This window comes from Streptomyces sp. NPDC107575 (genome assembly GCF_055657265.1).
The window spans coordinates 272,345-295,862 of the sequence record NZ_JBVKBG010000001.1 but is presented as its reverse complement, the minus strand read 5'-3'; the positions used below and the strand labels follow the sequence as shown (position 1 = coordinate 295,862).

Sequence of the window (23,518 nt, the reverse complement as noted above, 5' to 3'; positions counted from 1 at the left end):
TCTCACAACCTGCCGGTGACGACTCCCCGCCACGTCCACCCCGCGCCCAGCACCGTCTTCCGCAGGGGTTCCTTCAGGTCGGACGTGTCGAAGCCGAACGTCTCGGTTGCCTCCGGGCCGCCGGCCGCGCCCCGGCCGAGCGTCCAGCGCTTCGAGGTCGTCCGCACCTGGCCGCGTCGGCTCTCGGTCGAGAGCGCCAGGGTGGGGACGCCGCCGGCCCACGTGACCTCGTACTGCTGGTCGAGGGAGCGCACTTCGCGCTTGTCCGGGACCAGGCGCATGTGCACCTGGAAGACGCGGCTCACCTCGGTGCGCAAGAAGAAGGTCCGCCAGGCCGGGTCCGTGAGGCGCCACTCGGCGACCAGGTCCGCGGCCTCGTCGCGGCCGCTCCTCACGACGTACGGGACGTCGGGACGGTTCAGACCGAGCAGGGCCTCGCGCACCCCGGTCGCTGATCGTGGAGCAACTCCCTCGGCGGGGCGCCTGGTCCCGGTCAGCCTGTCGAAAAGTCCCATGAAGTCAACCTATAGAGGGCGGCGGGGTGTTGTGGCACCACACACAAAGCCGCAAACGAAAAAGCCGTCCCTGCCCAACGGCAGAAACGGCCTCCGACCTGCAAAAGCTGGTCGGGACGACAGGATTTGAACCTGCGACCCCTTGACCCCCAGTCAAGTGCGCTACCAAGCTGCGCCACGTCCCGATGTCCACTGCCTCCGGCCCGGTGTTGTCCGGCCCTTCCGGCGGCGACAAGAAGAACAATACCCCAAGCTCAGGGGTGGTTTGAAACCGGATCTGCGGGCCTGCGGGCGGCTGCGCGAGAATCGGGGCATGAGCACTTCGCGCAACGGTGAACGGGACCGTGACCAGGAGGGACGGGCCCGCAATGCCCGGCCCCGTGACGGGCTCGGGCGGCCGCTCCCCTACGGCACGCCCGGGGTCGAGCGACAGCCGGAAGGGGTCGTGCGGACGGCCGCGGAGAGCGTCGCGGAGGCGCAGGCGCTGCTGGATGCCGGGCGACCGTTCCACGCGCACGAGGTCTTCGAGGACGCGTGGAAGTCCGGGCCCGAGAATGAGCGCGAACTGTGGCGGGCCCTCGCGCAGACCGCCGTGGGCCTCACGCACGCGGCGCGCGGCAACGCAACCGGGGGCGCCCGGCTGCTGCGCCGGGGCGCGGACGGCATCGCGGCATGGCAGGGCGTCGCCCCGGCGGGCCTCGACACGGCGGCGCTGGTGGGCTGGGCGCGTGGGCTGGCCGACGAGGTGGAGCGGGCCGCCGAACCCGTGGACGCCGCCACCGTCGCGCCGCGCCTCACCTGACGCGGGGCGCCGGACGCGTACCGCCGTCCGGGCCCAAACCCGCACGTCACCGGTCCGGCCCCCACCCGCATGCGCCGTCCGGGCCCCGATGTGACGCTGCGAGAGTGACGACCACCGAAGAAGCAGCCCCGCCGCCGGCCGCCGAGACGGCTCCCCCGGTCCTCGACAGACGCCGCCGCAATGTCGTCTTCGGGACGATCATGCTCGGCATGCTGCTGGCCGCCCTGGACCAGACGATCGTCGGTACGGCGCTTCCGACGATCGTCTCGGACCTGGGCGGGGCGGCGCACATGTCGTGGGTCGTGACGGCCTATCTGCTCGCGGAGACCGTCGCCACGGTCCTCGTCGGCAAGTTCGGCGACATGTTCGGCCGCAAGATCGTCTTCCAGCTCTCGGCGATCATCTTCATCACCGGGTCGTTCCTGTGCGGCCTGTCCACGAACATGTCGCTGCTCATCGCCTGGCGGGCGCTTCAGGGCATCGGCGCCGGCGGTCTGATGGTCACGGCGATGGCGCTCATCGCGGACGTCATCCCGCTGCGCGAGCGCGGCAAGTACCAGGGTGCGATCGGCGCCGTCTTCGGTGTCTCGACCGTCATCGGCCCGCTGCTCGGCGGCCTCTTCACGGACCACCTGACGTGGCGCTGGGCGTTCTACGTCAACGTACCGATCGCGATCGTCGTCGTCATCGCGGCGGCCCGGACGATCCCGGTGGTGAAGTCGGCGGCGAAGCCGATCATCGACTACATCGGCATCGCGCTCGTCGCGGTCGGGGCGAGCGCCCTGATCCTTGGGACCAGTTGGGGCGGCAACGAGTACGCGTGGGGCTCGGGCGTCATCATCGGGCTGTTCGTCGGCGGCCTCGTCGCGCTCGGGCTGTTCTGCTGGGTGGAGACGCGGGCCAAGGAACCGATGCTGCCGATGCATCTGTTCCGCAATCCGGTGTTCACGGTCTGCTCGATCCTCAGCTTCATCGTGGGCTTCGCGATGCTCGGCGCGATGACGTTCCTGCCGACGTATCTGCAGTACGTGGACGGGGACTCGGCCACCATCTCGGGTGTACGCACCCTGCCGATGGTGATCGGTCTGTTGATCGCGTCCATCTTCTCCGGCAACGTGGTCAGCAAGACCGGGCAGTACCGGATCTTCCCGATCGTGGGCGCCCTGGTGATGGCGCTCGGCCTGTATCTGCTGTCCCTGATGGACAGTTCGACCAGCGCGTGGCTCGAGTCGGTCTACATGTTCGTGCTGGGCCTCGGCATCGGTCTGTGCATGCAGGTGTTGACGATCGCCGTGCAGAACACCGTCGAGTACGCGGAACTGGGCACCGCGACCTCCGGTGTCACGTTCTTCCGCACGCTGGGCAGCTCGTTCGGCACCGCCGTGTTCGGCACGATCTACGCCAACAGCCTGGAGCCGAACCTGAAGCAGGGCGTGGCGGAGGCGGCGCGGGCCGGGACCGGGATCGCGCCGGAGGCCCTGGCCAAGGCCGCGCAGAGCCCGCAGGGCCTGCACAGCCTGCCGGAAGCGGCGCGCGAGCCGATCGTCAACGGGTACGCCGACTCGCTGCACACGGTGTTCCTGTGCACGGTGCCGGTGGCGGTCATCGGGTTCCTGGTGGCCCTGTTCCTGAAGCAGGTGGAGTTGCGCGACACCGCGCGCGCGGGCTCCGCCGACATGGGCGAGGGCTTCGCGCAGCCGTCGACCGGAGATTCGTCACACGTCCTGGAGCGCGCCGTGGCGAACCTGGTGAAGGAGACGAACCTCAACACGGCGCGGCAGATCCTGGAGAAGTCCGAGACCCGGCTCGACGTCGCGGGCGCGTGGGCCGTGATGCAGGTGGACTTCTTCACGCGGATGGTCGGCCACGCGAGCCTCGGCATGATCGCGGCGCGCCGCAGGGTGCCGCCGGAGGTGCTGGTGCCGGTGTTCCAGCGGATGGTCGACGAGGGCTATCTGACGCGTACGGGCTCGTACTTCTCGCACACCGAGGCGGGGCACCGGGAGTCGGCCGTCATCAACCAGGCGTGGGGCGACTGGCTGAGCGCGAAGGTCGAGGCCGACGTCGGCCGTCCCGCGGACGCCGAGCTGCGGGTCGCGGTCGACTCGATCGCGAAGCGGCTGCTGGCCGAGGACATGGCGAGCGGTTCGACGAGCGGGCCGGGCTCGGAGCGCACCCTCGTGCCCATGTAGGGGGTCGGCTGAGGGGGTTCCGCCGTCAGTTCAGCAGGAGTTGGAGGCCGCCGAGGACCGTGGCCGCGATGACGAGTTGCTCGAAGAGTCGCTGGTTGATGCGGTTCACGCACGCCTTGCCGATGATGGCGCCCGGAATCACGAACACGGCGAGCGCCGCGTCCAGGAGCAGCGAGCGGCCGTCGATGAGACCGAGGCCCACGCTGAACGGCACCTTCGCGGAGTTCACGATGAGGAAGAACCACGCGGAGGTGCCCAGGAAGCCGAGCTTCTTGAAGCCCGCCGACAGCAGGTACATGGACATCACGGGGCCGCCCGCGTTGGCGACCATGGTGGTGAAGCCGCCGAGCACCCCGTAGGAGCCCGCCTTGACGCGGGCCGCGCGGGTGGGCGTCGATTCGGACTCGGCGGCGGCCTGCTGCTTGCGGCGCCAGAGCGTCACCCCCGCCATGACGAGCAGGATCACGCCGATCGACATCCGTACGGCCCCGTCCCCCGCGAAGCCGAGGAAGACGGTGCCGAGGACCACGCCCGCGCCGACGGCCGGGAACAGCCGCCACAGGGTGGGCCAGTGGGCGTGCCGCCTGTAGGTGAGCACGGCGAGGATGTCGCCGCAGATCAGGATGGGGAGCAGCACCCCGGTGGAGGCGCGCGCGGGCAGGATCGCGGCGAAGACCGCGAGGCTGACCGTATTGGCGCCGCTGACGGCGGTCTTGGAGAACCCCACCACCATGGCCGCGGCGGCCAGAGCGGAGAACTCCCAGGGGGTGATCCCGAATATGTCGTGCATGGCGAAGACAGATGCTAGACGCAACTACCTGTCGGGCGTCAGGGGCGCCACATGGTGATACGGGTTACGTTTCACCAGCTGGGGTGCCCCCAACTCCCGTGCGCCTCAGCCCGCGTACGTCTCCCGCAGCTCGCGCTTGAGGACCTTCATGCTCGGGCCGAGCGGCAGCCGGTCGGTGAACTCCACGCGGCGCGGGTACTTGTGCTTGCCGAGGTTCTCCTTGGACCACGCGGTGAGTTCCGCGGCGTCCAGCGAGGCGTCGGGCTTGGCGACGACGACGGCGCAGACCTCCTCGCCGTGCACGTCGTCGGGCAGGCCGATGACGGCGACGTGCTCGATGCCGGGGTGGCGCATCAGCACCTCCTCGACCTCGCGCGGGTAGACGTTGCAGCCGCCGCGGATGATGACGTCCTTCTTGCGGTCGACGATGCGGAGATAGCCGTCCTCGTCCTTGGTGCCGAGGTCGCCGGTGCGGAACCAGCCGTCGACGAGGGCCTCCGCGGTCTGCTCGGGACGGCCGAGGTAGCCGGAGAAGACGCAGTGGCCGCGGACGACGATCTAGCCGAGCTCGCCGGTGGGGAGCAGTTCGATGCGGTCGTCGAGTTCGGCACGGGCGACCTCGACGTCGACGCCCCAGATGGAGTGGCCGATGGTGCCCGCCTTCGCGCCGTACCAGGGCTGGTTGACGGCGGCGACGGGCGAGGTCTCGCTCAGCCCGTAGCCCTCGTGGACGGGGGCGCCGAAGAGCTCCTGGAAGCGTTCGAGGACGGCGACGGGCAGCGAGGCGCCGCCGGAGACCGCGACGCGCAGGCGCGGCAGTTCGGTCCCCTGCTCGACCGCCTGTGCGGCCGCCGTGAGCAGGTGCACGTACATCGTGGGCACGCCCTGGAAGACGGTGACGCTCTCGCGGACCATCAGTTCGACGGCCTTGGCGGCGTCGAAGCGCGGCATCAGGACGAGGGTCTTGCCGGCGCGCCAGGTGGCGTGCATGGAGGCGGTCTGGCCGAAGGCGTGGAAGAGCGGCAGCGCGCCGAGGACGATGTCGTTCGGGCTGTGCTCGTTGCAGTCGAAGGCCTCGACGGTCGCGTTCATCACGAGGTTGAAGTGGCTGAGCACGGCGCCCTTGGGGACGCCGGTGGTGCCGCTCGTGTAGAAGACGACGGCGGGGTCGTCCGCGTCGCGGGTGGCGTACGTGGCGATGGGCTCGGCGTCCCGCGTGAGCTTCTCCAGCTCGCCGTCGTCGCCGAGGACGACGGTGCGGACGCCGACCGCCTCGGCGGCCGCCTCGCCGGTCTCGGCCTGCGCCGGGTGGCACAGCAGGAGCGTCGCGCCGCTGTCCTTGAGCACGTGCTCGACCTCGGGCGCCGACAGGAGCAGATGGACGGGGACGACGGCGGCGCCGGCCGCGATGGCCGCGTAGTAGGCACGCGGGAACTCGGCGGTGTTGGGCGCCATCAGCGCGATCTTGTCGCCGGGGCGGACGCCGAGGTCGGCGAGGGCGGCGGCCTGCTTGCGGACCTGGAGCCACAGCTCGGCGAAGGTGCTGCGCAGTTCGCCCGCGACGAGGGCTGTCTTGTCGGGGTGCCGACGGGCGTTGTCGGCGAGGATCGCGGCGAGCGAGAGAGTGGCCATCGGGTAGCGCTCCGTTCCGTACTGACTGCTGGTGCGGCGGTGGACCAGGTCGGGAGGGCGCCACAGCAGTTAATTAGCGACGCTAGTTTTACCCTCCTGTGGGGACTCTACGCCCGCACCCCTACCGCGCGGTATGTGCCCTGGGTCACTTCCGGATCTCAGGGCTGGCCCTGATGTCCGCCCCGGTCGGCCCGCCTACTGTGGAGGTCCGGCACCGCTCCGCGGACGACGTACGGGGGAAGTACGGGGGCTACGGGGGTAGCGCGTCGTCCGCCGGAGCGGGTAGCCGGAATCTCTTCCGCCCAGGGGGCGGGCGCGGGTCAGCCGCGCAGGAAGCGCAGCACCGCCATCACACGGCGGTGCTCGGCGGGGTCCGACTCCAGGCTCAGCTTGGCGAAGACGTTGCGGACATGGGTCTCGACCGTCTTGCCGCCGATGACCAGCTTGTTCGCGATGGCCTCGTTGGAGCGCCCCTCGGCCATCAGCGCGAGCACGTCGCGCTCGCGGCCGGTGAGGTCGTCGAGCGGCCCCGCCGGACGCGGCACACTCATGAGGCGGGCGACCACCCGCGGATCGACGACGGTCTCCCCCGCGGCCACCCGCTTCAGCGCCCCGCACAGCTCCTCGGCGTCGGCGACGCGCTCCTTGAGGAGATAGCCGAAGCCCTCGGGCCGCTCGGCGAGCGCACGCACGCTCGCGCTCGTCTCCACGTACTGGGACAGCAGCAGCACACCGATGCCGGGGTGCGCCGAGCGCACGGCCGCCGCCGCGACCAGTCCCTCGTCGGTATGGGTGGGCGGCATACGGATGTCGAGCAGCACGGCGTCCGGAGTGTGCTCGGCGACCAGGGCGAGCAGCGGCGCGGTGTCCGCGCACTCGGCGACGACCTCGACGCCCTCGTCGGTCAGCAGCCGTACGATCCCCAGCCGAAGGAGTGCCGAGTCCTCGGCGACGATCACCCGCACGGAAGCTCCGCCCTGATTCTGGTTCCGCCCCCTGCGGGGCTGTCGATGTGCAGTACACCGTCGACGGCGGCGAGCCGGTCGGCGAGTCCGCGCAGGCCGGTGCCGCGCGCGAGGTCGACGCCGCCGACGCCGTCGTCCACGGTCTCCACCACGAGCCGCCCGTCGTGGTGCCGGGCGGAGACGCTGACGGCCCGGGCCCCCGCGTGCTTGGCCGCGTTGGTGAGCGCCTCGCAGACGGTGAAGTACGCGGTGGACTCCACGAGCGGGTCGTAGCGGCGGGACTCGGCCGCCACGACGACGGGCACGGTGGCCTCCTCGGCCAGCTCGCTCAGCGCGGCGGCGAGGCCTTCGCGGGTGAGGACGGCGGGGTGGATGCCGTGCGCGATGCCGCGCAGTTCGTCGATGGCGTGCCGCACGCTGGTCTCGGCCTCGTCGGCGGCCTCGCGCAGCGTCGCGTCCGGGTGGTCCGCGAGGCCCTTCTGGACGCGGCGCACGGACATCAGGGCGAAGACGAGGCGGGTCTGCGCGCCGTCGTGCAGATCGCGCTCCAGGCGGCCGCGCTCGGCGTCGGCGGCCTGCACGATGCGGGTGGCGACGTCCTTCGCGCGCGTGCGCAGCCAGACGTTCTCCAGGGCGAGGCGCAGGGCAGCCGCCACGGACTGCAGGAGTTCGGGGTCCTCGTCGAGCGCCGGGTCGTGGTGGAGCAGGGCGAGCGGGCGGCCGTCGGTGGCGGCGACCGGAGTCCTGCCAGGACCGCCCGCGCCGACCTCGCGCCCCGAGCCGTCGACGTGGCCGCCGCGCCGCTCGTCCCACAGGCCGAGCCGCAGCGTCGGGTCGCCGAGGACGCGCACCAGCGCCTCGCGCAGGCGTGCCGGGTCGGAGTCGGTGCCGATGTCGATGACGAGCCCGCTGACCTCGGCGCGCTGCAGGCGCATCCGTAGCAGTCCGGCGAGGAAGGCGAAGGGGACGGCGACCTGGGCGAGGTCGGACAGCAGGTAGACGGCCTGTTCGGCGATCGAGCCGACGCCGCCGAACCACGGCACCACGTAGAACAGCATGTCCCACATGAGGAACACGGTGGCGACGCCGATGCCGATCCAGGCGGGCAGCAGGGCGCGCCTGCGGGCGGCGGAGGCGTGCCGCCAGCGCTGCACGATCGCGACGACGGCGACGGCCGAGATCAGCCAGCCCGCGGCGTGGTAGGCGGCGTCGAACGGGCCGAAGAGGTGGTCCCAGGCCGGCACGTGCAGCAGGTTCGGCCCGCACTCCCGGCAGTCCAGGTACGTCGCCCCGGTCTGCGCCGCCGGGTCGAACAGGAGCGTGCGCACGAATCCGCCGACCGCGACGAGCCCGTACGTGACCTGGACCAGGCGGCGCGTGAGGACGGTGGTGAGACGGCCTTCGGGGAACGACAGGATGAGGTGCAGGAGGACCGCCATGTTCAGCGCCTCCCACCAGGCGCCGAAGGCGAAGAGCGCGGGCACCGCGGTGCCCTGGAGGTTGCCGAGGAACCAGGTGATGCCTTCGAGCACCATCAGGCGCCCGGTGTGGTTGGCGGGCCTGCGCCGCCAGGCGAGGAGGCCGGCGACCGCGTACGCCCAGCCCACCGCGAGGTCCCGCACGAGATCGCCCGCGGACGCGCCGCTGCGCGCGTACGCCCACGCGCCTGCCGCGCCCGATACTGCGGCGAGGGCCGCGGCCCCGGTCAGGCGCAGCCGAACCGCCCGCTCACCCTGACTGTCCACGGCCACACGGTAAGGCATCCAGGGGTGGGGCGGGGAAATCGAAGGCGCCCACCTGAGCGTAACCGCGGGTTACCTCCTATCCTGTGCAACCTGCCCCTCGGGCTCGCCGCCCGCGCGCGCTCCGCCGCCCGCCCGGATCAGCTCCAGGACCCGGCTCCGCAGGGCCGTGAACCGCGCGTCCGCCCGCGTCGTCAACTGGTCGCGCAGAAGCGGGAGTCCGACGGGCACGTCCTCGAGGACGACGGTCGGCGACGCGCTCAGGACCAGCACCCGCTCCCCCAGGTACACCGCCTCGTCGATGTCGTGCGTGACGAACAGGACCGTCATCCCGCGCTCCCGCCACAGCCCGCGCACCAGGTCCTCCAGCTCGGCGCGGGTCTGGGCGTCGACGGCGGCGAAGGGCTCGTCCATCAGGAGCACCTCCGGTTCGTACGCCAACGCGCGCGCGATGGCGACGCGTTGCTGCATGCCGCCGGACAGCTCCCACGGGTAGGCGCGGTGGACGCCCGCGAGGCCGACCGCTTCGAGGGACTCCGCCACGCGCGCGTGGCGGGCCGCCTTGGGGATCGATTTGCGCTGCCTGAGCGGGAGTTCGACGTTCTCTCCGACCCGCATCCACGGGAAGAGGCTGCGTCCGTACTCCTGGAAGACGACGGCGAGGCCGGGGCGCGGGCCGGTCACCGGCGTGCCGTCCAGGGCGACCGAGCCCCCGGTCGGCGACAGCAGCCCGGCCACGCACTTCAGGAGCGTCGTCTTTCCGCAGCCGGAGGGGCCGACGACGCACACCAGCTCGCCCGCGTCCAGGCGGAACGTCAGGTCGCACAGCGCCTCCACCTGCCGGCCCGAACCCTCGTAGAGCTTGCGCAGTCCCGTGACCTCAAGCACCGCCGCCTCCCGCCTTCCGCCGCGCCCCGCGCGATCCGTGGTACCAGCCGAGCGCCCGCCGTTCGACGAGCCGGAACAGCAGCGCGAGCACCACACCGAGCAGGCCGAGGACGAGGATGCCTGTCCACATCTCCGGTACGGCGAAGGATCGTTGAAACTCCACGACGGCGAAGCCGAGGCCGCTGCTGGAGGCGTACATCTCGCTGATGACCATGAGGATCACGCCGATGGACAGGGCCTGGCGCAGGCCCGCGAAGATCTGCGGGCTCGCGGCGGGGAGCACCAGATGGCGCAGCCGGGCCGCTCCCCCGATCCCGTACGAGCGGGCCGTCTCGGCGGCGACCTGGTCCACAGCGCGTACGCCCGCGGCCGTGTTCAGGAGCACCGGCCACACACAGCCCGAGGCGATCACGGCGATCTTCATCGTGTCGCCGATGCCTGCGAACAGCATGATGACCGGGACGAGGACCGGCGGCGGCACCGCGCGCAGGAACTCCAGGGCGGGCTCGCACACGGCGCGGGCGCGGCGCGAGGAGCCGATGACGACGCCGAGCGCGACGCCTGCGACGCCCGCGGCCGCGTATCCGGCGAGCAGCCGCGCCACGCTGGGCAGGACGTCGTCCTGGAGCCGGTCCGCGGTCCAGGTGTCGTCGAAGCGGGACAGGATCGTGCGCAGGGGCGGCGCGTAGAAGCTGGTGCTGGCGTCGGAGGCCACCCACCAGACCGCGATCAGGACGCACGGCAGGGCCACGGCGAGTGCGGCGGCGCGCAGGGCGCGCAGTGTGCGGCTCACGCCGGGGCCTCCGCCCGTACGGACTGGTGCCAGGACAGGGCGCGGCGCTCCACGAACCGCGCTCCAGTGTTGATCAATACGCCGAGGCAGCCGGTCACCAGGATCAATGCGTACATGTCCGGGACGGCCTGGGAACTCTGCGCGACGTTGATCCGGTGACCCAACCCCGGAGCGCCGATGACCAGTTCGACGGTGATGGCGAGGATCAGCGCGACCGCCGCCGCGAGCCGCACGCCTGTCATCACGTACGGCAGGGCCGTGGGCCACACGACGTGCCGCACGCGCGCCCACGGGCCGAGGCCGAAGGCGCGCGCGGTGTCCTCGGCGACCGGGTCCACGTCCCGCACCCCGTACAGCACCTGCACGAGGACCTGCCAGAACGCGGCGTAGACGACGAGCAGCAGGACCGAGCGCAGCTCCGTGCCGTACAGGAGGATCGCGAGCGGGATGAGCGCCACGGACGGGATGGGGCGCAGGAACTCGATGGTGGAGGCGGTCAGCGCGCGCAGGTACGGGACCGTGGCGATGACCAGGCCCGCGAGGACGCCGCCCGCGGTGGCGAGGGCGAGGCCGAGCGCCCAGCCGGTGAGGGTGTCGCCGAGCGCCGTCCAGAAGGCGGCGTCGGTGAGCTCGCCGCGCAGGGCGTTCAGCGTCGTCGTGAAGGGCGGCAGGAAGGCGGGGTCGACCAGGCCGAGGCGCGGCACCGCCTCCCACAGGGCCGCGCACGCGAGAAGTCCCAGGAGGCCGGGGATCACGGCAGCAGCGCGTCCAGGTCGGGGGTCTTCTCGAACAGGCCGTCCCGGTCGCCGAGTTCGGCGAGGGTGTCGAGCGAGGGGCGGTTCCACTGGGCGGGCCAGGCCGGGAGCGTCACCTTGTCGAGGGTCGCCTGCGGGATCTTCGTGTACGTGCGGACGATGTCCCGGGCCTCCTCGGGGTGACCGTTGGCGTAGGTGAGGGACTTCTGGGTGGCGGCGTTGAACTTCTTGACGATGTCCGGGTGTTGATCCACGTATTGACTCGACGAGAAGTACATCGCGACCGTCAGATTGCGCGCCGTGTCGACGTAGTTGGAGGCGATCACGCGGCCGCCCTGTGCTTTGACGGTGGCGGTGGCGGGCTCCACGACCTGGGCCGCGTCGACCTGCCCCTTGTCGAGCGCCGCGGGCATCTGGTCGAAGGCGAGCTCGACGAACTTCACCTTGGAGGGGTCGCCGCCGTCCTTGCGGACGGACTCCCGGACCGTGGTGTCGTTGATGTTCTTGAGCGTGTTGACGGCGACCTTCTTGCCCTCGAGGTCCTTGGCGGACTTGATCGGGCTGTCCTTGTTCACGACGACGGCGCCGAAGTCCGCGTCCTGCTTGCCCGTCGAGCCGACGCCGTTGACGACGACCTTGACGGGGACACCCTTGGACTGGGCGACCATCAGCGAGGTGGAGTTCGAGAAGCCGAACTGGAACTGGCCGCTGACCACGCCCGGCACGATCGCCGCGCCGCCCTGCGCCATGGTCATGGACAGGCTGAGGCCCTGCTCCTTGTAGAAGCCCTTCTTCTGCCCGAGATACAGGGGCGCGACGTCGACGATCGGGATGATCCCGATCTTGAGCTTCGTGGTGCCGGCGTCGTCGGTGGATCCGGACGTCGAGCCGTCGGAGCCGGAGTCGGAGCCACAGGCAGCGGTGGCCGCGAGCAGCAGCATGGCGGCGGCAGCGGTGAGTGTGCGACGCGTGCAACGCATGGGTGTCCCCCTGGGAGCCCTGGTGCTCGGCGGCAACGTAGAGCCCGCACCCTATGGGGTCAACTCCCCTTGCGGGCAAGGGTATTGACTCGATTCACAGCGGACTCGTTGCGCGGGCGCGGCGGCCCTCGCGAGGCACGTCGACACCGTCCCCCGTGTTGCGATGGTGACTGATGAGACAGTCAGAGGCTCAATGACCAGCATTTACCGGGCTTCACCGTTCATCGCATTGCGTTCTTCTCAACACATGGTTAGGGTCCTGTCCCGTGGAATCCAGCAACGAGGCAACCCCTGCCGACACCGCCGCCCGCGTCCGTGAGGTCATCACGGCGGCCGGTGTCAGCCAGCGCGAGTTCGCGCGCCGCATCGTCATGGATCCGTCGAAGCTCTCCCGCTCGCTGAGCGGCACCCGCCGGTTCACGGTGGCCGAGCTGGCGCGGATCGCCGACGAGGCGCGCGTCGACCCCGGCTGGCTGCTCGGCGCGCGCCCCCTGGAGGCCGAGGTCGAGGCGCCGGCGCCCGTGGAGGGCGGTCGGCCGCTGCAGATCGTGCAGGAGACGGTGCGGCTCGTGGCCGAGCACGGCTTCCACGCGGTCCGGGTCTCCGACATCGCCCGCGCCTGCGCCACCAGCACCGCCGCGATCCACTACCACTTCCCCGGCCGCGCAGACCTCCTGGAGGCCTCCGTGCGCTGGTGCATGGACGAGGACACCGCGCGCCGCGCCGCCCACCTCGCGGAGGCGGACGACGCGGCGGCGGAGCTGCGCCAGCTCATCGAGCTGCAGACACCGCGCACCGACCAGCAGCGGCGCCAGTGGAAGGTGTGGCTCGACCTGTGGGCCGAGGCGGCGCGCTCCACGACGGTGGGGCGGCTGCACACCGAGTACTACCGGCAGTGGCGGGAGACCGTGGCGGATGTCCTGCGTCGCGGGGTCGACCAGGGCGTGTTCCGGTCGTCCGTCGACCCCGGTGCGGCGGCGTTCGCGCTGACCGCGCTGATCGACGGGCTTGCCACGCAGGTCCTGTCGGTGAGCCGGGAGTCGTTCGGGTCGGCCGCGGATGCGATGCACGCGGCGCTGGTTTCCTACGTCGACAGCGTGATCACGGAACCGTAGCCGACGCCGCGGGGCTCTGCCCCGGACCCCGCTGCTCAATCGCCGCAGGGGCTTTTTTACTCACCTTGGGAGGTCCTTCTATGCCCAACGAAAACGTCATCATCACCGCCGCTCTCACCGGTGCCGGCGACACCGTGCGGCGGAGTCCGCACGTGCCCGTCACGCCGGAGCAGATCGCCAAGAACGCCGTGGAGGCGGCCGACGCGGGTGCCGCCGTCGTGCACATCCACGTACGGGACCCCGAGACCGGTGACCCCTCGCGCGACACGAAGCTGTACCGCGAGGTCGTCGAGCGGATCAAGGAGACCGGCACCGACGTCGTCATCAACCTGACCGCCGGCATGGGCGGCGACCTGGTGATCGACCCGGACGAGCCGCTGAACCACCTGCCCGGCACCGACCTCGTCAGCGGCCTCGACCGGCTGCCGCACGTCGAGGAGCTGCTGCCCGACATCTGCACGCTCGACTGCGGCTCGCTGAACTTCGGCGACGGCTCGAACCTGTACGTGTCGACGCCCGACATGCTGCGCCAGGGCGCCAAGCGCATCCAGGAGCTGGGTGTGCGGCCCGAGCTGGAGATCTTCGACACCGGCCAGCTGTGGTTCGCCAAGCAGCTCCTCGCCGAGGGCCTGCTCGACGACCCGACCGTGTTCCAGCTGTGCATGGGCATCCCGTGGGGCGCCCCGGCCGACCCGGGCGTGCTGCAGTCGATGGTCAACATGCTGCCGGAGGGCGCCCAGTTCGCCAGCTTCGCGCTCGGCCGCATGCAGATGCCGTGGGTGGCGCAGTCGATCCTGCTCGGCGGGCACGCCCGCGTCGGCCTGGAGGACAACCTCTACCTCGGCAAGGGCAACAAGGCGACCAACGCGCAGCTCGTCGAGCGTGCCGTGACCATCACGGAGTCCCTCGGCTCGCGCGTCGCGACGCCGGACGAGGCCCGCGCGATGCTCGGCCTCAAGCCGCGCTCCTGAAGCTCCGCGCCCCCGCACCCCCACCCGCATCACCGGAAGGCAGCATCACCCTCATGACCTCCCCCCTCACCGCTCCCGAGGACGTCCGCCGGGTCGCCTGCGTCGGAGCCGGCGTCATCGGCGGCGGCTGGGTCGCCCACTTCCTCGCCCGCGGCTACGACGTGAAGGCCTGGGACCCCGCCCCGGACGCCGAGCAGAAGCTGCGCCGACTGGTCGACGCCGCCTGGCCCGCCCTCACCGAGATGGGCCTCGCCGACGGCGCCTCGCGCGACCGTCTCACCGTGGCCCCGACGCTCGAAGAGGCCGTCGCCGACGCCGAGTTCGTGCAGGAGAGCGCCCCCGAGGACCTCGACCTCAAGCGCGATCTGCTGTCCCGCCTGGACGCCGCGGCCCCCGAGGGCGTCGTCATCGCCTCGTCGACCTCCGGCTACCCGATGACCGACATGCAGACCACGGCCGCGAACCCCGCGCGCCTGGTCGTCGGCCACCCGTTCAACCCGCCGTACCTGATCCCGCTCGTCGAGGTCGTCGGCGGCGAGAAGACCGACGCGGACGCCAGCGCCTGGGCCTCCCGCTTCTACGAGGTCGCCGGCAAGTCGGTCATCACCATGGACCGCGAGGTGCCGGGCTTCATCGCCAACCGTCTGCAGGAGGCCCTGTGGCGCGAGGCGCTGCACATGGTCGCCAACGGCGAGGCGACGGTGAAGGAGATCGACGACTCGATCACCGAGGGCCCCGGCCTGCGCTGGGCGTTCATGGGCCCGATGCTGACGTTCGCGCTCGCGGGCGGCGAGGGCGGCATGGCGCACATGCTGGACCACTTCGGCCCGTCCCTGAAGTCGCCGTGGACGCGGCTCGAGGCCCCGGAGCTCGACAAGCAGCTGTACGACTCCGTGGTCGCGGGCTGCGATGTCGCCGCGGACGGCCGTTCCATCGCCGAGCTCGTCGCCGAGCGCGACCAGGGTGTCATCGATGTGCTGCGTGCCACAGGACGGTTGAACAAGGGCGGCAGCGGGAAGGCGGAGGCGCGATGAGTACCGCAACCACCGCACTGCCCCTTCTGCACCGCACGGTCCGCCCCGAGTGGATCGACTACAACGGTCACATGAGCGAGGCGTTCTACGTCCTCGCCTTCGGGCACGCCACCGATGCCATGATGATCGAGACGGGCCTGGACTCGACGTACCGCGAGTCCACGCACTGCTCGCTCTACACGGTCGAGTCGCACATCCGCTATCTGCGAGACGTCCCCGAGGCGTCCCATCTCGCCATCCGTACAAGGGTGCTGGGCGTCGCCTCGAAGAAGGCGCGCTTCACGCACGAGATGTTCGTGGTCGACGACGAGGCGGGCGAGCCCGCCCCGAACGCGGCCCCGGTGGCGACCACCGAGCTGCTCGCGATCCACGTCGACCAGGAGGCGGGGAAGGCGGCCGAGCTCCCGGCCGCGATCCGCGACCGCTTCACCGAGCTGACGGAGCCCGCCCCGGAGTGGGCGGGCCGGTCGATCGCCGTCGTCTGACGTCGCGCTCGACCGCCTGACGCCCGAGGGCCCCGGACACATGTGTCCGGGGCCCTCGTGGTCCACACCGTGCCGCGGGCCGGAGCCGACCGTGCATACCCACTACGGTTCGGGGCACCCGCTCGTTGGGCCCCGTCGTGTCTCCCCCGTCGCGACGGGGCTCCCTCATGCCCCGACGCGGCCCGGTGGGGCAGCGGCGTCAGCCCAGGAACCCGATCGGCGAGCCCTGCGAACTGATCGTGCCGGTCTTCAGAACCTTCGCGGGGTCGACGCCCTCGTCCGCGTCGGAGGCGTTGTCGGCCGCGGCAGGAGCGGCCAGGGACTCCGCAGTGGGCGCGTCCGGGCTCGCGATGTCCGAACCGCCGGCGGGGGCGTCAGCAGCCAGGGCCGGAGTGGCCAGGGACGCCGCCGAAGCGGCCAGGAAGAGGGCGGCGGCGATGCGCTTCGTGGTGTGCATGCCCCATCCAACGATCACGGTTCCGCGAGGGCACGGGCGCACCGCCACCGCCGTCACCCCTACGGACGCGGCGCCGCCAGGCGCTCCGCCGGGGCCTCTTCCGCCTCCCGCAGGCCGATCCGCCCGTGCAGCCTGCGCAGCGCCCGCGGTGCCCACCACGCGCGCCGGCCCAGCAGCGCCATCGTCGCCGGTACGAGCAGCATCCGGACGATCGTCGCGTCGATCACGACCGCCAGGGTGAGGCCGAGGCCGATCTCCAGGATGGGGGCGAAGCCGCCCGTCATGAAGGCGCCGAAGACGACGGCGAGGAGCAGCGCCGCACAGCTCACGACGCGGCCCGAGCGCCGCAGCCCGGTCACCACCGCTTCCTGCGCGTCCCCTGTCGCGCGCCAGGCCTCGCGCATCCGGGCGAGGATGAACAGTTCGTAGTCCATGGCGAGCCCGAAGGCGATGGCGACGATGAGCGGGGGTGCGGTGAGGCTGAGCGCGCCGAGGCCCTCGCCGCCGAGCCAGGACGCGGCGTGCCCGTCCTGGAAGACGAGGACCACGACGCCGAGCGCGGCACCCAGGCTCAGCAGTGTGGTGAGGACGGTTCGCAGGGGGATCAGGAGCGAGCCGGTGAACGCGAAGAGCAGGGCCAGGATGCCGGCGAGGACGGTGAGCGCGGCCCACGGGGCGCGGTCGGCGAGCATCTGCCGGAAGTCGACGAGCCGGGCGGCGACGCCCGCCACGGCCACCGGATTGTCGCCGCGCAACTCCCTTACCTGTTCTACGAGTTGGGTGGCCGTGGCACCGTCGACCGAGCCGGACGGGGTGATGTGCAGGACGCGGGTTCCGTCGTCGAGGGTCTGTGTCTCGGAGGACGCGACGCCGTCCAGCGCCTTGACGCGGGTCTCGAAGGCCGGGTCCGTGCCGGGGCGTGCCACGACGACGACCGGGTCGACGCCGACGCCCGCCGGATAGTGCGCCTCCACGGTGTCGTACAGCTGTCGTGCCTCGGTGGAGGCGGGGAGTTGGCGGGCGTCGCCGATGTCGATGCGCAGGTTCGCGACCGGGAGCGCGAGGGCGAGCAGGGCGAGGACGCTCACCGTCGTCACCGCGATGGGGCGGCGGGCGGAGAACCGGGCGAGGCGGGCGAAGACGCGGCCCTCCGTGCCGGGCGCCCGCGGCTTGGACGGGGCGATGCGCGCGCCGAACCGGGTGAGCAGCGCGGGCAACAGCGTCAGCGCGGCGAGCATGTCGACGACCACGACGGCGGCGACGGCCAGGCCCATGCTGCGCAGGAACGGGCTCGGGAAGACCAGCAGTCCGCTGAGGCTGACGGCGACGGTGAGGCCGGAGAAGAGGATGGTGCGGCCCGCGCGTTCGACGGTGCGGTGCACGGCCTCGGCGACGTCCGCGCTCGTCCGGCGTTCCTCCCGGAACCGCATCACCATCAGGAGCGCGTAGTCCACGGCGAGGCCGAGGCCGAGCATGGTCGTCACCTGGATCACGTAGACGGAGATCTCGGTGACCTGGCTGAAGCCGAACAGGGCGAGGAACGCGCCCGCCACGCCGCTGACCGCCACGAGCAGCGGAAGACCGGCCGCGCGCAGCCCGCCGAAGATGAGCAGGAGCAGCCCGAGCACGACGGGCAGGGATATCAATTCGGCGCGCTGGACGTCCTCCTGGGCCCGCTCGCCGAGCTGCCGGCCGAGCAGCGGTCCGCCGCTGACGTGCACGTCGGCGCCGTCGATCTCCTTGACGCGTTCGGCGACGGCGTCGACGGTCCCGTCCTCCGCGTCGTCGTCGAGGCCGCCCTTCAGGGTGACGGGCACGACGAGCGCGCGGCCGTCGCGGGAGGCCAGGCCCTGGGTGGCGTACGGGTCGGGGACGGCGGCGACGCCGGGAATGCGGCGCAGGTCGGTGACGGCCTGTTCGACGTGTCCGCGCAGTGCGGGTGCGGCGACGCGGGGCGCCTCGACGACGGCGCTGAGGGATTCGCCGCGCGGGTCGATGTCGTCGAGGAGTTCGGCGGTGCGGTCGGACTCGGTGCCCGGCACGTCGGGGACCGAGTCGGAGAGCCGGCCGAAGACGCCGGTGCCGAGCCCGAAACCGAGCACGATCAGGACGAGCCAGGTGAGGATCACGGTACGGGGGCGGCGGGTCGCCGCCCGGGCGAGTGCGCTGAGCACGGCGCCTCCTCGGAGGGTTCCGATGGGTCACCGTCAGCGTCGTCGCACACCGGGTGCGAGGGATCGCCGGAGCGGGCGGTTCGCGGCTCCCGCGCGGGAGGGAGGCGGGGCGCGCGGCATGGGTCGCACGAGTGAGGACGGGCGGCGACAGCCCGCTGCACACTGGCCGGCATGCCTGTCTCGTTGCACCACATCGTCATCGACACCCACGACCTGCCCGCCCTGGCCCGGTTCTGGGCGGCGGCGCTGCGCTGGCGGATCCTGTCCGAGCGGGAGCGGGAAGTGGTGGTCGGCCCGGACGAGAACGCCCCGGTCGGCATCTGCTTCATGCCCGTGACGGACCGCAAGACGACCAAGAACCGCCTGCATCTCGACCTGACCTGCACCGCCGAGGACAGGGACGCCGAGATCGAGCGCCTCATCGGGCTCGGGGCCCGCCGGGCGGACGTCGGGCAGAGCGGCGACGAGTCGTGGACGGTGCTGGCCGACCCGGAGGGCAACGAGTTCTGCGTGGTCCGCCCGAAGCGGACGTTGATCGGCTGAATCAGCCCGGTGCCACCAACCCCGACTCGTACGCGCAGATGACCGCCTGGACGCGGTCGCGCAGGTGCAGTTTGCTCAGGACGTTGCTGACGTGCGTCTTGACCGTGTGTTCGCTGACGTGGAGGGTCGCGGCGATCTCCGCGTTGGTGAGGCCGCGGGCGAGGTGGCGCAGGGTCTCCGTCTCGCGGGCCGTGAGGGCCGAAAGGGTGGGCAGCTGCGGGGACTTGGGCCTGCGGCGGGTGATGTCGGCCACCAGGCGGCGGGTGACGGACGGGGCGAGGAGCGAGTCGCCCGCCGCCACGACGCGGACCGCGTGCACGAGGTCGTCGCGGCGTACGTCCTTGAGGAGGAAGCCGGACGCGCCCGCGTACAGCGCCTCGTAGACGTACTCGTCGAGGTCGAACGTCGTCAGCATGACGACCCGGCAGCTGGACTGTTCGCAGACGCGGCGGGCCGCTTCGATGCCGTCCATGCGCGGCATGCGGATGTCGAGGAGGAGGACGTCCGGGGCGTGCCGGCGCACGGCGGTGACGGCTTCGGCGCCGTCGGCCGCCTCGGCGACCACCTCGATGTCGGGCTGCGCGTCGAGGATCATGGTGAAGCCGCTGCGCACCAGTTCCTGGTCGTCGGCGACCACGACGCGGATGCTCATGGCGCCCTTTCGGCGGCCTGCCGGGCCGACGCGGGCAGTCGGGCGGCCACCCGGAACCCGCCGTGCGGGCCCGGTCCGCTGTGCGCGCTGCCGCCGCAGGCCGCGGCGCGCTCCTCGATGCCGACGAGGCCGCGTCCGGCACCGGCCGCCTGTGCGGCGCCGGTTCCGTCGTCCGTCACGGTGATCGCCAACTCCGCGTCCCCCCAGTCGAGTTGTACGTCCGCCCGGGCAGCGTACGCGTGCTTGACGGTATTGGTCAGGGCTTCCTGGACGATGCGGTACGCGGCGGTCTCCATTTCGGCGCCGATGGGGCGGGGGCGGCCCGTGGTGCGGAGGGTGACGGCGACTTCGGTGGTCTCGGACACCTGGCGGATCAGGTCGGGGAGGCGGGCGAGACCCGGGACCGGGGCTTCGAGGCCCCCTCCGCCGTTCCCGGTGTCCGTCAACACGCCCAGGATCAGGCGGAGTTGCTGCATCGCCTCGCGGCCCGCGCCCGCGATGGCGTCGAACGCCGCCTCGGCGCGCGCCGGGTTGCTGCGGACCACGACGGGGCCCGCCTCGGCCTGGACGACCATGAGGCTGACCGCGTGGCCGACCACGTCGTGCATGTCGCGGGCAATGCGGGCGCGCTCCCCGGCCACCACCCGGGCCCGGTCGACCTCCCGTTCGCGCTCCAGGGCGCGGGCGCGCTCCTCCAGGGCGGCGGTGTACGCGCGCTGGGTGCGGGCGAGGAGCCCGAATCCGTAGGCGCTGAGGAGGCTGAGCAGGTGGAAGGCGTACTCGAAGGGTTCGGCGTGCTCCTTCATGGACATCGTCGCCGACGCGCCGATCACCCAGCCGACGAGCATGACGCGGCGCGGCACCGGTTCCGCGTACGCGGCGAGCGTGTACAGCAGGACGAGTCCGCCGTACACGACGTCGGGCGGCGGCGCGTGGTAGAGCGCCATGGCCGGGGTCGCGCAGGAGAGCACGATCGCGCACAGGATCGGCGCGCGCCGCCGCCAGATCAGCGGCACCGCCGTGGCCGCGCCCAGCAGGAAGCCCTGCCAGGACAGCGGGTCGCCGCCCTCGTCGGGGAAGAGGAACTGCAGGGACACGGCGAACAGGACGAGGGCGGCCAGCGCCCCGTCGACGAGGTACGGGCTGGTGCGGCGCGGCAGGCGCATGGTGCGGCTCCTCGTGGCCTGGTCCCTGCGCGGAGCGGCAGCGGCTCCGCGGGGCCAGTATCGAGGGGCGGCCCGCCCCAACACCTCGCCGGGGAGAGGGATTTCGGGCCGCCCGCACCGGTTTCCCGGAAGGGTTCCCTAGAAGGGTCGGTCCCCCGCGATGGCGACGCGCTCCGCGACCCGGCGGGCGTCACCGTAGTCGGCCACCGCGTAGTGCTGGGTGGCACGGTTGTCCCAGAACGCGATGTCGCCCGGCTGCCAGCGGAACCGGACCTGGAACTCCGGCACGTGCGCCTGCTGGTACAGCAGCCGCAGCAGCCGGTCGCTCTCGGCGCGCTCCATGCCGAGGATCCGGGTGGTGAAGGACGTGTTCACGAAGAGCATGTGGCGCCCGGTCTCGGGGTGGCGGCGCACGACCGGGTGGGTGACCGGCGGGAACAACTCCTGCCACTGGGCGAGCCGTTCGGGACCGTAGAAGCGGCGGAAGCCGGGCAGGAAGTCGTGCTCGGCCTCGGTGCCCTCGATGCGCGCCCGCACCTCGTCGGAGAGGTTGTCGTACGCGGCCGCCATGTCGGCCCACATGGTGTCGCCGCCGAACGGCGGCACCTCGCGCAGCTGGAGCACGGCGCCGAGGGCGGGGCGCTCGCGGAAGGTGACGTCGGTGTGCCACACGTTCTCGTAGCTGGGGACACCGCCGGCACCCTTGTCGAAGCGGACGACGTCCTCGCTGTCGCCGCGCTCCAGGAGCGGATTGGTCTCCAGCTCGCCCCAGTTGCGGGCGAAGTCGCGCTGGCTCTCGCTGGTGAGGTGCTGGCCGCGGAAGAAGAGGACCTTCCATTCGAGCAGGGCCCGGTTCAGCTCCTCGCGCAGCTCCGGGGAGAGCGGCCGGCTCAGGTCGAGACCGCGGATCTCGGCGCCGATGGTGGCGCCCTGCGGGACGAGCTCGAACAGCTCGTAGGGGCGGTCCTGCCAGCCCTCGGGGGTGCGGCGCAGCACGCGGCGCCCCTCGTAGAGGCCGTCGGCGGGGATCTCGGCGGGGCGCAGCGAGAGGGAAGGGGGCATTTCGGTCACGGACAAGGGGAGCCTCCACAGGCACGCGGGTGACGGGGGAACGCGCTGAACGCGAGAGAGATCCGTACATGCGGAACGTGGGCGGCCGGCGCCCTGCAACGGGGCGCTGGCTGCTACGAGACGTACGGGAAGGGCGGCGAGGGGTCTACGAGCCCGCTACAAGCCGCTGCGTCCGCAACCACATCGGTCCGGAACGGGGGCCGTTCCGGATGCGAGGGTGCGAGACGTCAACATGTGCCCCATCCTGCGCCCCAGTTGATCATCCCGTCAAGTGCCGCGAGGCCGGCCCCGCAGGATGCGGGACCGGCCTCGGGACATGTGCCGTAGGTCAGGCGGTGGGCGCCGGGAACGTCGGGTACTCGACGCCGGAGACGTGCTGGACGACGCGGATCACCTGGCACGAGTAGCCGAACTCGTTGTCGTACCAGAGGTAGAGGATCGCGTTGTCGCCGTCGACCTTGGTCGCGCCCGCGTCGACGATCGAGGCGTGCCGGGAACCGAGGAAGTCGCTGGAGACCGCGTCCGGCGAGTCCGTGAAGTCGATCTGGCGGCGCAGCGGCGAGTTCAGCGAGACGTCGCGCAGGTGGTCGAGGACCTCGTCGCGGGTGGTCTCGCGGCCGAGCCGCAGGCTGAGGATCGCGATCGAGACGTCCGGGACGGGCACACGGATCGAGGAGCCGGTGATCGGCGCCTTGAGGTCCGGCAGGGCCTTCGCGACGGCGGAGGCGGCGCCGGTCTCCGTGATGACCATATTGAGCGGCGCGGAGCGGCCTCGGCGGTCGGCCTTGTGGTAGTTGTCCAGGAGGTTCTGGTCGTTCGTGAACGAGTGGACGGTCTCCACGTGACCGCGCTCCACGCCGTACTCCTCGGCCATCGCCTTGAGCGGCGGCACGATCGCGTTCGTGGTGCAGGAGGCGCAGGACAGGATCTGCTCGTCCGGCTTGATCGTGTCGTGGTTGACGCCGTGCACGATGTTCGGCACGTCACCCTTGCCGGGCGCGGTGAGGACGACCTTGTCGATACCGGGACGCAGGTGCTCGGAGAGGCCCGCGCGGTCGCGCCACTTGCCGGTGTTGTCGATCAGGATGGCGTCCTTGATGCCGTACGCCGTGTAGTCGATCTCGGACGGGTCGTTGGCGTAGATCACCTTGATCGCGTTGCCGTTGGCATTGATCGTGCTGTTGTCCTCGTCAACAGTGATCGTGCCCTGGAACTGGCCGTGGATCGAGTCGCGGCGCAGCAGCGAGGCACGCTTCACGAGGTCCTGCTCACCGCCGCCGCGCACGACGATGGCGCGCAGGCGCAGACCGTTGCCGGACCCCGCCTTCTCGATGAGCAGGCGGGCGACGAGGCGGCCGATGCGGCCGAAGCCGTAGAGGACGACGTCACGACCCTCACCGCGCTCCAGCTTCAGGGCGCCGGTCGCTCCGGCGACGGCCTCGGCGGTGAACTCCTCGACGCTCAAGCCCCGGTCGTCGGTCTTGTACGTCATGGCGAGGATGCCGAGGTCGATCTGGGAGGGCCCGAGGTCGAGCTCGGCGAGAGCCTTCAGGAAGGGCATCGTCTCGGTGACCGAGAGCTCCTCGCCGGCGATCTGGCGGGCGAATCGGTGGGCCTTGAGCAGGCTGACCACCGACTTGTTCACCAAGGAGCGGCTGTGCAGCAGGACGTTCACGTCCCGCTCGCGGTGCAGCTTCCCGATGATCGGGATCATTGCCTCCGCGGTCTCCTCGCGGTGCTTCCAGTTGGTGAACGAGTCGTCGTTGACAGTCACGTGCGTCTCTTTCGAGCTAGGC

General features: G+C 71.6%; 21 protein-coding genes, 1 tRNA gene and 1 pseudogene. 7 read left to right on the top strand and 16 right to left on the bottom strand.

Features of this window, described 5'->3' with window-relative positions:
* Positions 1-2 precede the first annotated feature (2 nt).
* Together ACZ7L4_RS01425 and ACZ7L4_RS01420 are read right to left on the bottom strand one after the other, a co-directional pair.
* Positions 3-515, bottom strand: coding sequence for a hypothetical protein (locus ACZ7L4_RS01425; RefSeq protein WP_472098696.1), 513 nt, complete (start codon positions 513-515; stop codon positions 3-5).
* 108 nt (positions 516-623) lie between these two features.
* A tRNA-Pro gene (locus ACZ7L4_RS01420) sits at positions 624-700 on the bottom strand.
* Positions 701-828: 128 nt separating this feature from the next.
* Between ACZ7L4_RS01420 and ACZ7L4_RS01415 the strand changes: the two genes are divergently transcribed.
* Together ACZ7L4_RS01415 and ACZ7L4_RS01410 are read left to right on the top strand one after the other, a co-directional pair.
* Positions 829-1,317, top strand: coding sequence for a DUF309 domain-containing protein (locus tag ACZ7L4_RS01415; RefSeq protein WP_472098694.1), 489 nt, complete (start codon positions 829-831; stop codon positions 1,315-1,317).
* Between the two features lie 104 nt (positions 1,318-1,421).
* Positions 1,422-3,509 (top strand): MDR family MFS transporter, encoded by a 2,088-nt coding sequence (locus ACZ7L4_RS01410; protein WP_472098692.1) that lies wholly within the window; start codon positions 1,422-1,424, stop codon positions 3,507-3,509.
* A 25-nt stretch (positions 3,510-3,534) separates the two neighbouring features.
* On the opposite strand, the gene ACZ7L4_RS01405 is transcribed toward ACZ7L4_RS01410, so the two are convergent.
* The 8 genes and pseudogenes from ACZ7L4_RS01405 to ACZ7L4_RS01370 all read right to left on the bottom strand — a co-directional run bounded on the left by ACZ7L4_RS01405 (position 3,535) and on the right by ACZ7L4_RS01370 (position 12,054).
* Complete coding sequence (locus tag ACZ7L4_RS01405) at positions 3,535-4,299, bottom strand: sulfite exporter TauE/SafE family protein (protein ID WP_472098690.1); 765 nt, start codon at positions 4,297-4,299, stop codon at positions 3,535-3,537.
* A 105-nt stretch (positions 4,300-4,404) separates the two neighbouring features.
* Positions 4,405-5,931 (bottom strand): annotated as a pseudogene (locus ACZ7L4_RS01400) (long-chain-fatty-acid--CoA ligase).
* Positions 5,932-6,251: 320 nt separating this feature from the next.
* On the bottom strand, positions 6,252-6,890 hold the full coding sequence (locus tag ACZ7L4_RS01395; RefSeq protein ID WP_472100332.1) for a LuxR C-terminal-related transcriptional regulator: 639 nt from the start codon (positions 6,888-6,890) through the stop codon (positions 6,252-6,254).
* Entirely contained in the window at positions 6,887-8,641 is a 1,755-nt protein-coding gene (locus ACZ7L4_RS01390; protein ID WP_472098688.1) for a sensor histidine kinase, read from the bottom strand. The genes ACZ7L4_RS01395 and ACZ7L4_RS01390 overlap by 4 nt, the downstream gene beginning before the upstream one ends.
* Positions 8,642-8,710: 69 nt before the next feature.
* Positions 8,711-9,526: an ABC transporter ATP-binding protein gene (locus ACZ7L4_RS01385; RefSeq protein ID WP_472098687.1), complete on the bottom strand. Its 816-nt coding sequence runs from the start codon at positions 9,524-9,526 to the stop codon at positions 8,711-8,713.
* A complete protein-coding gene (locus tag ACZ7L4_RS01380; protein WP_472098686.1) occupies positions 9,519-10,319 on the bottom strand; it encodes an ABC transporter permease in 801 nt (266 codons plus the stop codon). The genes ACZ7L4_RS01385 and ACZ7L4_RS01380 overlap by 8 nt, the downstream gene beginning before the upstream one ends.
* Complete coding sequence (locus ACZ7L4_RS01375) at positions 10,316-11,071, bottom strand: ABC transporter permease (protein WP_472100330.1); 756 nt, start codon at positions 11,069-11,071, stop codon at positions 10,316-10,318. Before ACZ7L4_RS01375 ends, ACZ7L4_RS01380 begins: the two co-directional genes overlap by 4 nt.
* The gene (locus ACZ7L4_RS01370; RefSeq protein ID WP_472098684.1) at positions 11,071-12,054 is read right to left on the bottom strand and encodes an ABC transporter substrate-binding protein; all 984 of its coding nucleotides are present in this window, start codon (positions 12,052-12,054) and stop codon (positions 11,071-11,073) included. Before ACZ7L4_RS01370 ends, ACZ7L4_RS01375 begins: the two co-directional genes overlap by 1 nt.
* A 266-nt stretch (positions 12,055-12,320) precedes the next feature.
* On the opposite strand from ACZ7L4_RS01370, the gene ACZ7L4_RS01365 reads away from it, so the two are divergent.
* From ACZ7L4_RS01365 to ACZ7L4_RS01350, 4 genes are all read left to right on the top strand, one after another.
* Complete coding sequence (locus ACZ7L4_RS01365; RefSeq protein ID WP_472098682.1) at positions 12,321-13,169, top strand: TetR/AcrR family transcriptional regulator; 849 nt, start codon at positions 12,321-12,323, stop codon at positions 13,167-13,169.
* Positions 13,170-13,249: 80 nt separating this feature from the next.
* Positions 13,250-14,140 (top strand): beta-keto acid cleavage family enzyme, encoded by an 891-nt coding sequence (locus tag ACZ7L4_RS01360; RefSeq protein WP_472098680.1) that lies wholly within the window; start codon positions 13,250-13,252, stop codon positions 14,138-14,140.
* Between the two features lie 53 nt (positions 14,141-14,193).
* Entirely contained in the window at positions 14,194-15,174 is a 981-nt protein-coding gene (locus ACZ7L4_RS01355; protein ID WP_472098678.1) for a 3-hydroxyacyl-CoA dehydrogenase NAD-binding domain-containing protein, read from the top strand.
* The gene (locus ACZ7L4_RS01350) at positions 15,171-15,659 is read left to right on the top strand and encodes a thioesterase family protein (RefSeq protein WP_472098676.1); all 489 of its coding nucleotides are present in this window, start codon (positions 15,171-15,173) and stop codon (positions 15,657-15,659) included. The genes ACZ7L4_RS01355 and ACZ7L4_RS01350 overlap by 4 nt, the downstream gene beginning before the upstream one ends.
* A 199-nt stretch (positions 15,660-15,858) precedes the next feature.
* Here ACZ7L4_RS01350 and ACZ7L4_RS01345 read toward each other — a convergent pair whose 3' ends face one another.
* Together ACZ7L4_RS01345 and ACZ7L4_RS01340 are read right to left on the bottom strand one after the other, a co-directional pair.
* Positions 15,859-16,116: a hypothetical protein gene (locus ACZ7L4_RS01345; RefSeq protein WP_472098674.1), complete on the bottom strand. Its 258-nt coding sequence runs from the start codon at positions 16,114-16,116 to the stop codon at positions 15,859-15,861.
* 59 nt (positions 16,117-16,175) lie between these two features.
* Entirely contained in the window at positions 16,176-18,290 is a 2,115-nt protein-coding gene (locus ACZ7L4_RS01340; protein ID WP_472098672.1) for an MMPL family transporter, read from the bottom strand.
* Positions 18,291-18,461: 171 nt separating this feature from the next.
* On the opposite strand from ACZ7L4_RS01340, the gene ACZ7L4_RS01335 reads away from it, so the two are divergent.
* The gene (locus ACZ7L4_RS01335; protein WP_472098670.1) at positions 18,462-18,833 is read left to right on the top strand and encodes a VOC family protein; all 372 of its coding nucleotides are present in this window, start codon (positions 18,462-18,464) and stop codon (positions 18,831-18,833) included.
* 1 nt (position 18,834) lies between these two features.
* Here ACZ7L4_RS01335 and ACZ7L4_RS01330 read toward each other — a convergent pair whose 3' ends face one another.
* The 4 genes from ACZ7L4_RS01330 to ACZ7L4_RS01315 all read right to left on the bottom strand — a co-directional run bounded on the left by ACZ7L4_RS01330 (position 18,835) and on the right by ACZ7L4_RS01315 (position 23,496).
* Complete coding sequence (locus ACZ7L4_RS01330) at positions 18,835-19,485, bottom strand: response regulator (protein ID WP_472098668.1); 651 nt, start codon at positions 19,483-19,485, stop codon at positions 18,835-18,837.
* On the bottom strand, positions 19,482-20,651 hold the full coding sequence (locus ACZ7L4_RS01325; protein ID WP_472098666.1) for a sensor histidine kinase: 1,170 nt from the start codon (positions 20,649-20,651) through the stop codon (positions 19,482-19,484). Before ACZ7L4_RS01325 ends, ACZ7L4_RS01330 begins: the two co-directional genes overlap by 4 nt.
* A 138-nt stretch (positions 20,652-20,789) precedes the next feature.
* Complete coding sequence (locus tag ACZ7L4_RS01320; protein WP_472100328.1) at positions 20,790-21,713, bottom strand: TauD/TfdA dioxygenase family protein; 924 nt, start codon at positions 21,711-21,713, stop codon at positions 20,790-20,792.
* 337 nt (positions 21,714-22,050) lie between these two features.
* On the bottom strand, positions 22,051-23,496 hold the full coding sequence (locus ACZ7L4_RS01315; protein ID WP_472098664.1) for a glyceraldehyde-3-phosphate dehydrogenase: 1,446 nt from the start codon (positions 23,494-23,496) through the stop codon (positions 22,051-22,053).
* Positions 23,497-23,518 lie beyond the last annotated feature (22 nt).

What these genes read in the sequence shown, in the direction of transcription:
- ACZ7L4_RS01425 (WP_472098696.1), bottom strand. Translation starts at nt 515, where the DNA reads ATGGGACTTTTCGACAGGCTGACCGGGACCAGGCGCCCCGCCGAGGGA.
- ACZ7L4_RS01415 (WP_472098694.1), top strand. Translation starts at nt 829, where the DNA reads ATGAGCACTTCGCGCAACGGTGAACGGGACCGTGACCAGGAGGGACGG.
- ACZ7L4_RS01405 (WP_472098690.1), bottom strand. Translation starts at nt 4,299, where the DNA reads ATGCACGACATATTCGGGATCACCCCCTGGGAGTTCTCCGCTCTGGCC.
- ACZ7L4_RS01370 (WP_472098684.1), bottom strand. Translation starts at nt 12,054, where the DNA reads ATGCGTTGCACGCGTCGCACACTCACCGCTGCCGCCGCCATGCTGCTG.
- ACZ7L4_RS01360 (WP_472098680.1), top strand. Translation starts at nt 13,250, where the DNA reads ATGCCCAACGAAAACGTCATCATCACCGCCGCTCTCACCGGTGCCGGC.
- ACZ7L4_RS01355 (WP_472098678.1), top strand. Translation starts at nt 14,194, where the DNA reads ATGACCTCCCCCCTCACCGCTCCCGAGGACGTCCGCCGGGTCGCCTGC.
- ACZ7L4_RS01350 (WP_472098676.1), top strand. Translation starts at nt 15,171, where the DNA reads ATGAGTACCGCAACCACCGCACTGCCCCTTCTGCACCGCACGGTCCGC.
- ACZ7L4_RS01345 (WP_472098674.1), bottom strand. Translation starts at nt 16,116, where the DNA reads ATGCACACCACGAAGCGCATCGCCGCCGCCCTCTTCCTGGCCGCTTCG.
- ACZ7L4_RS01335 (WP_472098670.1), top strand. Translation starts at nt 18,462, where the DNA reads ATGCCTGTCTCGTTGCACCACATCGTCATCGACACCCACGACCTGCCC.
- ACZ7L4_RS01330 (WP_472098668.1), bottom strand. Translation starts at nt 19,485, where the DNA reads ATGAGCATCCGCGTCGTGGTCGCCGACGACCAGGAACTGGTGCGCAGC.
- ACZ7L4_RS01325 (WP_472098666.1), bottom strand. Translation starts at nt 20,651, where the DNA reads ATGCGCCTGCCGCGCCGCACCAGCCCGTACCTCGTCGACGGGGCGCTG.
- ACZ7L4_RS01320 (WP_472100328.1), bottom strand. Translation starts at nt 21,713, where the DNA reads ATGCCCCCTTCCCTCTCGCTGCGCCCCGCCGAGATCCCCGCCGACGGC.